The 13485-nt window shown below is 70.4% G+C and carries 11 protein-coding genes; 5 read left to right on the forward strand and 6 right to left on the reverse strand.

Annotated features, from left to right (window positions below):
- Positions 1-47: 47 nt before the first annotated feature.
- On the reverse strand, positions 48-1577 hold the full coding sequence (locus ACIQVL_RS00515) for an aldehyde dehydrogenase (NADP(+)) (protein WP_403473886.1): 1530 nt from the start codon (positions 1575-1577) through the stop codon (positions 48-50).
- A 167-nt stretch (positions 1578-1744) separates the two neighbouring features.
- Here ACIQVL_RS00515 and ACIQVL_RS00520 point away from each other — a divergent pair, with 167 nt between their 5' ends.
- The gene (locus tag ACIQVL_RS00520) at positions 1745-2518 is read left to right on the forward strand and encodes an IclR family transcriptional regulator (RefSeq protein WP_093504618.1); all 774 of its coding nucleotides are present in this window, start codon (positions 1745-1747) and stop codon (positions 2516-2518) included.
- 94 nt (positions 2519-2612) lie between these two features.
- Positions 2613-4070, forward strand: a complete 1458-nt coding sequence (locus ACIQVL_RS00525; RefSeq protein WP_403473887.1) for a peptidoglycan D,D-transpeptidase FtsI family protein — start codon at positions 2613-2615, stop codon at positions 4068-4070.
- A 120-nt stretch (positions 4071-4190) separates the two neighbouring features.
- Here ACIQVL_RS00525 and ACIQVL_RS00530 read toward each other — a convergent pair whose 3' ends face one another.
- The gene (locus ACIQVL_RS00530; protein WP_403435307.1) at positions 4191-5642 is read right to left on the reverse strand and encodes an NCS2 family permease; all 1452 of its coding nucleotides are present in this window, start codon (positions 5640-5642) and stop codon (positions 4191-4193) included.
- A 283-nt stretch (positions 5643-5925) separates the two neighbouring features.
- Here ACIQVL_RS00530 and ACIQVL_RS00535 point away from each other — a divergent pair, with 283 nt between their 5' ends.
- Both ACIQVL_RS00535 and ACIQVL_RS00540 read left to right on the forward strand, forming a co-directional pair.
- Complete coding sequence (locus ACIQVL_RS00535; RefSeq protein ID WP_403435305.1) at positions 5926-6498, forward strand: SigE family RNA polymerase sigma factor; 573 nt, start codon at positions 5926-5928, stop codon at positions 6496-6498.
- Entirely contained in the window at positions 6495-7346 is an 852-nt protein-coding gene (locus ACIQVL_RS00540) for a hypothetical protein (protein ID WP_403473888.1), read from the forward strand. The genes ACIQVL_RS00535 and ACIQVL_RS00540 overlap by 4 nt, the downstream gene beginning before the upstream one ends.
- 112 nt (positions 7347-7458) lie before the next feature.
- On the opposite strand, the gene ACIQVL_RS00545 is transcribed toward ACIQVL_RS00540, so the two are convergent.
- Both ACIQVL_RS00545 and ACIQVL_RS00550 read right to left on the reverse strand, forming a co-directional pair.
- The gene (locus ACIQVL_RS00545; RefSeq protein WP_403435301.1) at positions 7459-8613 is read right to left on the reverse strand and encodes a right-handed parallel beta-helix repeat-containing protein; all 1155 of its coding nucleotides are present in this window, start codon (positions 8611-8613) and stop codon (positions 7459-7461) included.
- 146 nt (positions 8614-8759) lie between these two features.
- Positions 8760-9557: an HAD family acid phosphatase gene (locus ACIQVL_RS00550; RefSeq protein WP_403473889.1), complete on the reverse strand. Its 798-nt coding sequence runs from the start codon at positions 9555-9557 to the stop codon at positions 8760-8762.
- Positions 9558-9847: 290 nt separating this feature from the next.
- Here ACIQVL_RS00550 and ACIQVL_RS00555 point away from each other — a divergent pair, with 290 nt between their 5' ends.
- Positions 9848-11215 (forward strand): cytochrome P450, encoded by a 1368-nt coding sequence (locus ACIQVL_RS00555; RefSeq protein ID WP_403435297.1) that lies wholly within the window; start codon positions 9848-9850, stop codon positions 11213-11215.
- Between the two features lie 93 nt (positions 11216-11308).
- Here ACIQVL_RS00555 and ACIQVL_RS00560 read toward each other — a convergent pair whose 3' ends face one another.
- Positions 11309-12424: a pectate lyase gene (locus ACIQVL_RS00560; protein WP_403473890.1), complete on the reverse strand. Its 1116-nt coding sequence runs from the start codon at positions 12422-12424 to the stop codon at positions 11309-11311.
- Between the two features lie 22 nt (positions 12425-12446).
- Positions 12447-13484, reverse strand: coding sequence for a pectinesterase family protein (locus ACIQVL_RS00565; RefSeq protein ID WP_403473891.1), 1038 nt, complete (start codon positions 13482-13484; stop codon positions 12447-12449).
- Between the last annotated feature and the right edge of the window lies 1 nt (position 13485).

The following is a 13485-nucleotide window of genomic DNA, read 5'->3' on the forward strand; positions in this document are numbered from 1 at the left end:
ACCACGGAGCACCCGCAGTCGCCGACGAGCCCCGCACCCCCACGGCGCTACCGCTCCAGCACCCCGTTGAACCGCCGGGGAAGCCCCAGCGGGTTCTCGTCCTTCAACTCGGCCGGCAGCAGAGCGGCGGGCGCGCCCTGGTAGGCCACCGGCCGCAGCCACCGCTCGATGGCCGTACCGCCCACGGAGGTCGACGTGGAGGTGGTGGCCGGGTAGGGCCCGCCATGATGCTGGGCCGGGGCCACGGCGACCCCCGTCGGCCACCCGTTCACCAGCACGCGGCCCGCCAGCGGCGTCAGCTCCGCCAGGATCTCCGCCCCCAGTCCCTCCCCCGCGGCCTCCTCGGCGGAGACGTGCACCGTCGCCGTGAGGTTTCCCGGCAGCCGGGACAGCACCGCCGCCGCCTCACCCCGGTCCTCGTAGCGGACCACCACGGTCACCGGCCCGAAGCACTCCTCCAGGAGCAGGTCGTACGCCCCGGCCTCGGCGAGCCGGGCCGCCGGTACCGTCAGGAACCCGGCGCTCACGGTGTGCTCGCCGCCCGCGCCCGGCGTCACCGGGCTCTCCACGTCGGGGAGTCCGGTGCGCTCGGCGACCCCGGCGACGAAGTTGTCCCGCATCCGGTGGTCGAGCAGCACGCCCGCGTCGGTGTTGCTGACCGCGTCCGTGAGGGACTTGACCAGGCCGTCACCGGCGGCACCGGCCGGCACCAGCACCAGACCCGGCTTCACGCAGAACTGCCCGACGCCCATGGTCATCGACCCGGCGAGCCCGGTGCCGATCTCCTCGGCCCGCTCGGTGGCCGCGGCCTCGGTGACGAGGACCGGGTTCAGGGAGCCCAGCTCGCCGTGGAAGGGGACCGGCACCGGACGCGCGGCGGCCGCGTCGAAGAGCGCGCGCCCGCCCCGGACGGAACCGGTGAAGCCCGCGGCGGCGATCAGCGGGTGCCTGATCAGCTCGATGCCGGCCTCGAAGCCGTGCACGAGACCGACCACGGCCTCGGGGATGCCGTGTCCGGCCGCGGCCCGGCGCAGCACCTTCGCGACCAGTTCGGACAGGGCCGGGTGGTCGGGGTGGGCCTTGACGACGACCGGGTTCCCGGCGGCCAGCGCGCTCGCGGTGTCGCCGCCGGCGACGGAGAAGGCGAAGGGGAAGTTGGAGGCCGAGTAGACGGCGACGACGCCCAGCGGGACCTTGTAGCGGCGCAGGTCCGGGATCGGCGGGGTGGCGGTGGCGTCGGGGTGGTTGATGATGACGTCGAGGAAGGCGCCCTCGTCGACGATGTCCGCGAACGCCCGCAGCTGGTAGACGGTACGGGCGAGTTCCCCGGTCAGCCGGACGGGGCCGAGCGCGGTCTCCGCGTCGGCGGTCTCGACCAGCCGGTCCTTGGCCGCGTCGAGTCCGGCGGCGGCCGAGCGCAGGAAGGCCGCGCGGACCGTGCGGTCGGCGAGGGAGCCGCGGGCGGCGTGCGCGGCCGTGGCGACGGCGTCGACCTCCTCGGCTGTGGCCTCCACCGCAACCTGTTCACGCTGCTTCCCGGTGCGCGGGTCGACGCTCCAGACTGGTGCTGCTGCCACCGCGGGTCCCTCCATGATTGCGTTCTGCCGCAGTATCCGGGTCATATTCAGGTCATATCCGGGTCGTTCACCAGCGACGTTCGATATACTGAACGCTGTCTCTGATGATGAATATGCTGTTGGAGACTATAACCTCGGTTTCTCGTCCAACGAAGGGGTCAAGGGCGATGTCGGCAGGCGAGACAGGCGGCGGGGCACAGGTCAAGTCCGCGGTGCGGACCGTGGAGTTGCTGGAGTACTTCGCCGGCCGGCCCGGTATGCACTCCCTCGCGGCCGTCCAGGAGGCCGTCGGGTATCCCAAGTCCAGCCTCTACATGTTGCTGCGCACCCTGGTGGAGCTGGGCTGGGTGGAGACGGACGCGACCGGCACCCGGTACGGCATCGGGGTGCGGGCACTGCTGGTCGGCACGTCGTACATCGACGGCGACGAGGTGGTCGCGGCGGCCCGGCCGACCCTGGACCGGCTCTCCGACGACACCACGGAGACCATCCACCTGGCGCGCCTCGACGGCACGAACGTGGTCTACCTCGCCACCCGCCAGTCGCAGCACTACCTGCGCCCCTTCACCCGGGTCGGCCGCCGGCTGCCCGCGCACTCCACCTCGCTCGGCAAGGCGCTGCTCGCCACCCACACCGACGAGCAGGTCCGCAAGCTGCTGCCGGAGACGCTGCCTGCGCTCACCGAGCACACCCTCACCGACCGCGAGAAGCTCATCGAGGAGCTGCACCAGATCCGCGAGCAGGGCTTCGCGATCGACCGCGAGGAGAACACGCTGGGGCTGCGCTGCTTCGGGGTGGCGATCCCCTACCGCACCCCGGCCCGCGACGCGATCAGCTGCTCGGTCCCGGTGGCCCGCCTCACCCCCGGCCACGAGCAGATGATCAAGGACGCCCTGTTCGACGCGCGGGACCGCCTGACACTGGCCACCCGGCGGCTCTGACCCCGGCGGCGGCCCGGCGGCCCGCATGAGCGGGCGATGAGAATGCGGCCGACCGGGAACGCACACCCCGCTTTCGCTCGTCTGTCTGAGCGGGATGAACAAGACGATCAGGCGGGCGTCCGTCTTCGCGCTGCTGCTCGTGCTCGCTCTGCTGGTCAGGGCGACATGGGTGCAGTTCTACGACGGCCAGGCCCTCGCGGACAACACCAACAACCGGCGCAACGCCATCGAGACGTACTCGCAGCCGCTCGGGAACATCATCGTGGCCGGTGAGTCGATCACCGGCTCGGCACAGACCCTGAGCAACAGCGACCTCAAGTACAAGCGCACGTACACGAACGGCAAGCTGTACGCGGCGGTGACGGGCTACGCCTCACAGGCCTACGCCCCGACCCAGCTGGAGGGCATCTACCAGGACCTGCTCAACGGCACCGACACCCGGCTCAAGACCGTCATGGACACGGTCACCGGCGAGCGCGCCGAACCGGGCAACGTGATCACGACGATCGACCCGGCCGTCCAGAAGGCGGCGTACCAGGCGCTCGGCGACAAGAAGGGCGGCGCCGTCGCGATCGACCCGAAGACCGGAAAGATCCTCGCGGTCGTGTCGACACCGTCGTACGACCCCTCCTCGCTCACCGACGCCAACACCGCCGGTACGGCCTGGAAGAAGCTGAACGCCGACAGCGACAAGCCGCTCACCAACCGGGCGCTGCGCCAGCCGCTGCCGCCGGGTTCGACGTTCAAGCTGGTGGTCGCGGCGGCGGCCCTGGAGGACGGCCTCTACGCGAACGTCGACACCAAGACCGACAGCCCCAACCCGTACACCCTGCCCGGCACCACGACCCCGCTGCGGAACGAGAGCACGTCCGCGCCCTGCGAGAACGCCCCGATCCGGGTGGCTCTCCAGTACTCCTGCAACAACGTCTTCGGCAAGATGGCCGTCGACCTGGGCCAGGACAAGGTGCGGGCGATGGCCGAGAAGTTCGGCTTCAACGACCAGCAGCAGGACGTGCCGGTGCGGGCCTACGCCAGCGTCTACCCGTCGGACATGGACAAGGCCCAGACCGGCCTCTCCGGCATCGGCCAGTTCGACGTCACGGCGACCCCGCTCCAGATGGCCATGGTGTCGGCCGCCATAGCCAACGGCGGCAAGCTGGTCTCCCCGCATATGGTCTCGCAGATCACCGACAGCGGCGGCGACGTGCTGAAGAACTACGACGACGACACGAGCAGCACGGAGATCGTCAGCTCCTCGACCGCGGAACAGCTGCAGTCCGCGATGGAGACGGTCGTCAAGCAGGGCACGGGTACGAACGCGCTCATCGACGGGGTGACGGTCGGCGGCAAGACGGGCACCGCCCAGCACGGTGAGAACAACAGCAAGACGCCGTACGCCTGGTTCACGTCGTACGGCAAGTCCGACAGCACCGGCAAGGAGGTCGCGGTGGCGGTGATGGTCGAGCAGTCGGACGCGGCCCGGTCGGAGGTCAGCGGCAACGGCCTGGCGGCGCCGGTGGCGAAGGCGATGATGGAGGCGGCTCTGAAGTAACGCCCCGACCTGAAGCGCCCGTCAGGGGCGCGGGGCGGTAGTCGATTTGCGGCTACCGCCGCGCGGGCGCGACCAGCCACGACGAACCCGCGGCCGACCACGCACCCTCGCGCCCCGCCCCTACTTCACACCCAGCACCTGCTCCACCGGATCGATCGCGAAGTACACCAGGAACAGCGCCGACACGGCCCACAGCAGCCAGTTGACCTCCTTCGCCTTCCCCAGCACCGCCTTGATCACGACGTACGCCAGGAACCCCGCCCCGATGCCGTCGGTGATGGAGTAGGTGAACGGCATCGCGGCGATCGTCAGGAACGCCGGGATGGCGATCTCGTACCTGTCCCAGTCGATGTGCTTGACGTGGGTCATCATCAGGAAGCCCACGGCGATCAGCGCGGGCGCCGCCGCCTGCAGCGGGACGATGGTGAGCAGCGGGGTCAGGAAGAGCGCCAGGCCGAACATGCCGCCGGTGATCAGGTTGGCGAAGCCGGTGCGGGCCCCCTCGCCCACCCCCGCCGCCGACTCGATGTACGCCGTGTTGGAGGAGGCCGAGCCGAGCCCGCCGGCCACCGCCGCCGCGCCGTCGATGAAGAGCACCCGCCCGATGCCCGGCACCTGCCCCTGTTCGTCGAGCAGCCCGGCCTCCGCGCTGATGCCGACGATCGTGCCCATGGCGTCGAAGAAGTCGGACAGGATCAGGGTGAAGACGAGCAGTACGGCGGTGAGGACGCCGGCCTTGCCGAAGCCGCCGAACAGGCTGAAGTGGCCGATGAGCCCGAAGTCGGGCGTGCCCACGACCTTGTCGGGGATCTTCGGCGTGGTCAGGCCCCAGCTCTTGATGTCGGCGGCGGAGTTGATGACGATCGCCACCAGGGTCATCGTGACGATGCTGATCAGGATCGCGCCCTTCACCTTCCGCGCGACCAGCGCGATGGTCAGGAGCACGCCGGCACAGAAGACGAGCACGGGCCAGCCGGTGAGCCGTCCGACGGCGCCGAGCTGCACCGGCACGGTGGTGTCGGCCGCGTCCGGGATCCGGCTGACGAAGCCCGCGTCGACGAAGCCGATGAACGCGATGAACAGGCCGATGCCGACGCCGATGGCCTGCTTCAGCTGCTGCGGGATGGCGTTCATGATCGCCTCGCGCAGGCCGGTCAGGACCAGCACGCAGATCAGCAGGCCCTCGAGGACGACCAGGCCCATCGCGTCGGACCAGCTCATCAGCGGCGCGAGCTGGAAGGCCACGACGGCGTTGAGGCCGAGTCCGGCCGCGATCGCGAGCGGCAGGTTGCCGCCGACGCCCATGACGACCGTCATCACGCAGGCCACCAGTGCGGTGGCGGTGACGAGTTGGCCGGTGTCGAGGGTGTGGCCGAACTTGTCCTTGGCGCTGCCGAGGATGATGGGGTTCAGGACAAGGATGTAGGCCATGGTGAAGAACGTGGCGAAGCCGCCGCGTATCTCCCGGCCGAAGGTGGATCCCCGTTCGGAGATCCTGAAGAACCGGTCGACGCCGTTCCCGGCAGGTGGCGCGGCCCCCTGCGGCCGGGCCGCCTTCTGCGTCTCGGACATGGTCGAACTCCTCGTCCCCTGAGCGTGCGTGTGCGGATGCTGGCTGGATTGTTCCCGCGTCGCACCGGTTTCAGGTTTTCCCCGTGTTACGTAATCGGGCTCGGTGTGGTTCGGTGGACCACACCGCGTCCGGCCCTTCGCACGAGACACATCGAACCCCCGTACGACGTACACGAAATGATCACTGCTACGCTCCGGATCTCGCCGGAACGTTCCTCCGGATCCGTGCAAGCCGTCTCATGTCATCTACATGACACAGATTCCCTGACAGAAGAGGTCACCCGTGGGCACAGTCGTCGACGACGCCGCCTCCGTGGAGTTCCATGCCTTCTTCGAACGCCACTACGCCGAACTCTCGCGTCTCGCCCACTTGTTGACCGGTGAGGCGGACGCCGCCGACGACCTGGCCGCCGACGCCCTGCTGGCGCTGTGGCACCGCTGGGACCGGGTGCGGGCCGCCGACCACCCGGTGGCCTACGCCCGGGGCGTCGTCGCCAACCTGGCCCGCACCCGCATCCGCAGCGCCGTGCGCGAGCGGCGCCGTATCGCCCTGTTCTGGTCGCACCGCGAGGAGACCACCGAGAACCCGGACGTCGCCGGAGTGGTCGACGTCCAGGGGGCGCTGGCCCGGCTGCCGTTCCGCAAGCGGGCGTGCGTGGTGCTCCGGCACGCGTTCGACCTGTCGGAGAAGGACACCGCACTCGCCCTGGGGATCTCGGTGGGTACCGTTAAGAGCCAGACGTCGAAGGGCATGGCGGAGCTGCAGCGGCTGCTGGGCGACTCCCAGGGTGTTCCGCAGCGGGTGCACGCGGCGATGGTGCCGCGGACCGGTGAGAGCGGAGGAAGGAAGCGATGAGGCAGCAGGACGTGCACGACGAGCTGCGCGCCCGGCTGCACGAGGCGGCCGAGACGCACGAACCGGACCGCGCCCGCATCCTGGCCCGGGTCGAGCGGGGCATGGCCGCACAGGACCGCCCGGACCATCGCGCCACCCTTCCGCCCGTGTTCGGCTGGGTCCGGGTGGTCGGCGCCACGGCCGCGGTCGCCGCGGTCCTCGGCATCGGCGGCTACGCGGTCGCCTCGGCCGTGCAGGACCCGCCCACCGAGAAGACGGTCGCGGTGTCCCCCACGCCCTCCGCGTCCCCGGACGCCACCAGCCGCCCCCCGTCCCGTACGGCCGCCCCGCCGGCCCCCAGCGCGCCCCCGGCCCACCCGTCCCCCCGGGCGAGTTCGACGCCCTCGCCGACCCCGAAGGCCTCCGCCACCCCCGCGGCCCCCGTCGCCGAGGGCGAGCAGGACGGCCCGCTCTGGTCGGACGGCTCGGTGGACCCGCACAGCAACGACTTCTGGGCACAGTCCGACGTGACCCTGAAGACCTCCGCGCAACTGACCGCACTCACGGTGCGGTTGAAGGTGGCCCAGACCGGTGGGGTGTCCGACGCCGGGGCCTGGCGCTCCCTGCCGGAGACCGACTTCACCCAGTCGGTCGCCGAACAGGGCGGCTTCCTCGTCTACACGTGGACGCTCAAGCCCGGCAGCAGGGTCGCCGTCGGCGAGTGGGTCTTCGCGGGCCAGTACAACCACCAGCAGGGCGGCCGCGACGCGAAGAACGACAGCTACACGATCACGGGCACGGCGGCGGGCAAGCAGTACGCGGTGACGGGCGGCTTCGCGACGCACACGACAGCCGACGGCGACTCATAGGGAAACAGCACCTCTCCGCGCCCTTCAGGGGCGCTGGGGGCACCCCCGGTCGAAGACTGGGGGAGGAACTGCGCGACCAGCCCCGACGGCCGCGCACCCCGCGACGCACCCGTCAGTTCATGGTGGATCCGATGACCGTGGACCCGGTGGTCAGAAACACCGTCACCGGCAACGCTCCACTCGTCGGCCGCGCCGCGTACGCGGACGTCGCATCCGTCGACCTGAACGCCGGCACACTCACCCCGCCGTCCCAGCTGTTCGCCGCCGACACCGCCCTGGACCCCAGCTTGTCCGCCCCGCCCCCGTTGCCCACCGCCAGGTTCCGCGCCAGCCGCGCCTTGCCGGTCTCGAAGAAGAACCCGGCCTGGGCGTTCGCGTAGGCGGTGTTGCGGTTGAGGACGATCGCCCCGGTGTTGGAGTTCTCGGTGAACCCGTTCAGCGTGTTGTCCCAGGCCGCGTCGTCGTTGACGACGTGCGCGACGGCGACGCCCCCGCCGCCCAGCTTGAACCCGTTGCCGTTGCCCTCGAACGCGGAGTCGTTCCACCGGTTCTTGCCGTTGCCGAAGGCCCAGCTGTGCTCGATCCTGACGGGCGACGAGAACTGCCACAGGTCGAGGCCGTCGTCCGAGTTGTCGTACAGGCGCGCGCCGGTCACCTTGTTGCCGGTGCCCGAGCCGAACTTGATGGCGATGCCGTCGGCGTTCTGCCCGTGCCCGGACTTGTCGTAGTTCCCGTAACTGTCCAGGTTCTGGACGAGGTTGTTCACGGTGTTGTCGCCGCGCAGCGTGAATCCGGAGTCGCCGTTGTCCGCGGTGACGAGGTTGCTGAAGATCCCGCCCGTGGAGGAGGTGACGACGAAGCCCTGGGCCGGGGAGTTCTGGAAGGTGAGGTCCTGGACGGTCCAGTAGCTGCCGTAGATCCCGGTCAGCCACTGCCCGGCGGGCAGCTTGGAGCCGTCGATCCGCACCTTCTCGCCGCTGTACGCCTTGAGCGTGATGCGGTTGGAACTCGTGCCGCTCGCCGTGGACTTGAGGGTGGCGGTCGGGGAGTAGGTGCCCGCGCGCACCTGGATGACGGTACCGGCGGCGGCGTTCGCCACGGCCGACTCCAGCTGGGCGGTGGTGGAGACGGTGACGGTGCTGGTGGCGGCCTGGGCACCGCCGTTCGACAGGCCGAGGTAGACGCCCGACGCCCCCGCGGCGACGGCCACCGCCGCGGCGATCGAGAGGGTACGCGTCCTGCGGTGGCGTCCGGTGCTGAAGCGCACGGGCCGTTCCTTTCCTTGGCGTCCTTGACGTGCTGTACGTGCTGGACGTGTCCGACGTGGGAGCGAAACGGGCCGGAGGGGCCGCCCCGGCCCGTTTCTGTCTCCCAGTCGCCGCCGTGACCGGAAAGGGTTGCCGTCCCTCCCGGTTACGACACGAAGTACGTCGGGTTCGGCAGCTTGTAGGTGCGGTCCGCGTGGCCGCCGTCCAGGTCCGAGTACTGGTCGCCGAAGTTGGCGACGATGTCGTACCCGAGGTCCTTCTCGATGTGCTTGCGGGTGCCGGACTTGTACTGCACGGTCGTGCAGGTCCAGCTGCCCGCGGTGGCGCAACCGCTCAGGTACGACGGCGGGTTGGCAGCGTCCTTGAGGAACATGTGCGCGCTGTCGAGGTTGACGTCGGCGCCGATCTTCTTCAGGTTCTCGACCGCGGCGGTCCGCTGCGCCTCGCTGAGGCCGGAGTTGTAGAAGACCTCCACGCCCGCCTTCGCCGCGTACTGGACGAGCTCGGCGCTGCCGAAGACGCCCGGACGGTCGGCCTTGTTGACGTAGGCCGCCCAGGTGGCGCTGTTGTACGTGTAGTTGTAGCGCTTCTCGTAGTCCAGGCTGAGCAGCAGCGTGTCGTCGATGTCGAAGACGACCGCGGGCTTCTCGCCCTTGCGGTGCGCCTTGCGCGCGGCCCGGTCGATGTAGCGCTTGGCGTCCGCGTCGATGCGCGCCAGGTCCTTGGCGTACGGGCTGGTCGGCGAGGCCTGGTAGACGCCGTTGGCGTCGGCGGCGGTGCCGTAGTAGGTGTCGATGTCCTTCACCAGGAGCCCGATGTTGTACGGCTCGTGGGTGGAGTTCGCGGTCGACTGGCCGGCCGTGGCGGCACCGGCGCCGTAGAGGGCACCGCCGGCGAGCGCACATGCAGCGATGGCAGCGACCGCTCTAAGTGATTTCCGCATGGAATCTCCGCGTCTGAGTTGGGTGGGTGTCGCACCAGGTCACGCCATGTCTACGCGCATCACACGGAATTCGGCGAGCGTGTTATCCGATCGATACTCACCACCCGTACGGACAACGGCCGGAGCGGTCCGGCCGGGCCGGGGACGTCGTGCAGGCGCGGGACATGGGGGCGGTGGGGTGCGCTTCCGGCTCGTGCCACGTGGTACAGGACACGTTCACGACAGGATTGCGTCGCGGAAGGCTCAGGGAAGTCATAGGGGCGCCCATGATTGCCGCGAAGGGATGACCCGTGACGTCCACCGCGCCTCCCCCCATACCCCGAGCCGCAGGATCGTTTCCGTTCATCGGTCACGCGCTGAAGATGCGCGACAACCTCGGCTTCATCGACTCGCTGCGCGAGACGCGGGAGCCACTCGTCGAGATCGTCCTGCAACCCGGGACGCGCACCATCGTGGTCCAGGACCCGGCCCTGATCCATCAGATGCTCAAGGCCCTGGGGCCCACCCTCGACAAGGGCCGGCTCTACGACAAGCTGGGCCAGTTGCTGGGCGACAGTGTCGTCACCGCCGTCGGCCGCAACCACGTACGCAAACGCCGCCAGCTGCAACCGGCGTTCGCCCACACCGAGATCAGCCGGTACGTCGACCTCATGCGCGGCGAGGTGACGGCCACGGTCGCCGGCTGGCAGCTCGGACGGACCCTCGACGTACGCGAGGCGATGGTCGGGCTCAGCCTGGACATGCTGGCCAGGACGGTGTTCGCCGGGAGCCTCGACGACGCCGTCTTCCGCCGGCTGCGCAGCGACCTGTCGGTGGTGCTGAACGACGTGGGCGTCCGCATCATGGTGCCCGACTGGGCCGAGCGCCTGCCGCTGCCCTTCAACCGCCGCTTCGACCGGGCCAGGGCCGGCGTGCGCGCCACCATCAACACCGCCGTCGACGAGCTGCAGGCCTCCGGGCACGACACCGGGGACATGCTCTCCATGCTGCTGCGCGCCGTCGACGAGGAGACCGGCGAGCCGCTGACCGGGCATCAGATCTGCTCCGAGATCCTCACCCTGGCCGTCGCGGGCACCGAGACCACCGCGTCGGTGCTGTCCTGGGCCCTCTACGAACTCGCCCGCCACCCCGACATCGAGGCCCGGGTCCTGGCCGAGCTGGCAGAGGTCCTCGGTGACCGGCCGGTCGCCTTCGACGACGTGCCCCGGCTGCCGTACCTGAACCGGGTGATCACCGAGACCCTGCGGCTGCACCACCCCGGCTGGCTGGTCACCCGCCGCACCACCGAGGAGACCCGGCTCGGCAGGTGGACGCTGCCCGCCGGCACCGAACTGGCCTACTGCCAGCACGCCCTGCACCGCGACCCCGAGCGCTTCCCCGACCCGCAGGCCTTCTCGCCGGACCGGTGGGCCGACCCCGCGCAGGAGCTGCCGCCGGGGGCGTTCCTGCCCTTCGGGGACGGCAAGCACAGGTGCATGGGGGACCGTCTCGCCCTCACCGAGATGGTCACGGCGCTCGCGACGATGCTGCGTTCGGTACGGCTGGAACTCTCCGAGGGCCAGGTCGTCCGCCAGGTCGCCCGGCTCACCGTGCGGCCGCACACCCTGCGGATGACCGTCCGCCCCCGGAGCCGTCCCCGCACCGGGGCCGGCATCTAGCAGGTGCCTGGTCGGCGGGTCGGTCGGTCGACCGGATGCGCCGGGACATCCGCACGGAGGTCCCGGCGCAGGCAGTGACCGAGGAGGCGGGCCCTAGTCCATGGTCGCCCCGATGGTCGTGCTCCCCGTCGTCAGGAAGGTGGTCGCCGGCAGCGACCCGTCCGACTGGCGGGCGTTGTACGTCGTCGAGGCGTCCGTCGACTTGAAGGCGGGGGTGCTGATGCCGCTGTCCCAGTTGTTGCCGGCGGACACCACCGAGGAGCCCTTGCTGACCGCCCCGCTGCCGTTGCCCACCGCGAGGTTCTTGCCGAGCCGGGCCGCGCTGGTGGCGAAGTAGTAGCCCCAGCCGCCGTTGGCGTAGGCGGTGGTGCGGTTGATGACGATCGCGCCGGTGTTGGAGTTCTCGGTGAACCCGTTGCCGGAGTTTCCCCAGGCGGCGGAGTTGTTGACGACATGCGCGACGGTGACGCCGTTGCCGCCCAGCTTGAAGCCGTTGCCGTTGCCCTCGAAGGCGGAGTCGCCCCAGCGGTTGACGCCGTTGCCGAAGGACCAGGTGTGCTCGACGGTGACCGGCGAGGAGAAGGACCACAGGTCGATCCCGTCGTCCGAGTTGTTGTACAGCCGGGCCCCGGTGACGAGGTTGCCGGTGCCGGAGCCGAACTTGACGGCGACGCCGTCGGCGTTCTGGCCGTGCGTGGCGGCGTCGTAGTTGCCGTACGAGTCGAGGTTCCTGACCGTGTTGTTCACGGTCCCGTCCCCGGTCAGGGTGAAGCCGGAGTCGCCGCCGTCGATGGTCTTGATGTTGCTCCAGTTCGTCCCGGTGCAGGACTGGCAGACCACCGCGCTGTCCGGGGAGTTCTGGAAGGTGATGTCGGAGACGTTCCAGTAGTCCGCGGTCAGCTTGAAGATCCACTGGCCGGAGGGGAGCGAGGAGCCGTCGATCTTGACCGTCTCCGAGCCGTACGCGGTGAGTGTGACCGGCGCGGAGGAGGTGCCGTTGGCGGTGGACTGGAGGGTGGCCGTCGGGTAGTAGGTGCCGCCGCGGACTTGGATGACCGTGCTGGCGGTGGCGTTCTTGACGGCGTTGGACAGGTCGGTGGAGTTGCTGACCACGACCGTCGCCGCGTGTGCCGGGGTGGCGAGCACGGCGAGGCCGAGCGACGCCGTGGTCACGGCGAGCGCGGCGGTGAAGGTGCTGATTCGACGCATGACGTGCGGGTCCTTTCGTCGATCAGAGGGAGTGGTGCGGCCGGGGCCGCCAGTCGCCGAGGTAGGTCGCGGGGGTGTGCGACGCGGCTTCGGCGGCGGTGAGCTGCGGCCGGTTCCCGGGGACGGTGATCACCGCGCCGGGACCGGAGTTGCGGTACTCGGCGAACCGCATGGACTGCCACGGGTAGGCGTCCCGCATGTTCGTCCAGGGCGCGACGGGGTCGATCCCGGGGCCGATGAGACTGTCCCGCACGACCAGCGAGGGCCAGGCGGTGGTCTCGTACGTCGGCACCCAGGGGCGCGCCAGCTTGTAGGCCCCGTCCTCCGCGCCGGAGGAGAACCGGCAGCGGACGGCGAGGAACCCGTGCGGGTTGGCACGGGCGGTCGAGGGGGCGAACACCATGCCCTTGGGGGTGAAGGCCACGTCCCGCTGCAGGGTGCGGAAGTGGCAGTGCTCGTACACCGCGGTGGCCCGTCCGAAGACGAAGTCGACGTCGCCCTCGATGTGACAGCGGTGGAAGAACTGCCGCCCGAAGGAGCCGAGTTCGGTGGTGTCGGCGAACAGGGTGTCCTGGTGGGCGAGGAGCCGCACGTTCTCGACGTGCGTGCGGTCCCCGGTCAGGCAGGCGGCGACGGCCTGGGTCCCGGTGATGTCCGGGTGGTCGGCGCGCAGCCAGTCGTTGGCGAGGGTGAGGTCGCGGACGACCAGTCCGGGCGCCGCCGAGGTGAAGGTGGCCGAGCCGGCCGTGCCGTACGTCCCCGAACCGTCCGGTCTCTGCGTCCCGTTGGCGTTGTCGTGGACGATGACGGCGGCCCGGGGGTCGCGGCTCGCTCCTCGCAGGGTCAGCTGGAGCCTGTCCGCAGGCACGTCGACGACCTCGCGGTAGGTCCCCGGGTGCACGACGATCGTCCAGCCGGGCCCGGACACGGCGTCCACGGCCGCCTGGACGGAGTCGCCGGGCCGGACGTGCAGGGTGCGGCGATCGCGTGCGAGGGCCGGGCCCGGACCCGTGGCCGCCACCGCGGCTCCGGCGGCGAGAAAGGCGCGTCGGGTGGGCATG

The sequence above is a fragment of the Streptomyces sp. NPDC090499 genome (assembly GCF_044769305.1).
Taxonomy (GTDB): domain Bacteria; phylum Actinomycetota; class Actinomycetes; order Streptomycetales; family Streptomycetaceae; genus Streptomyces.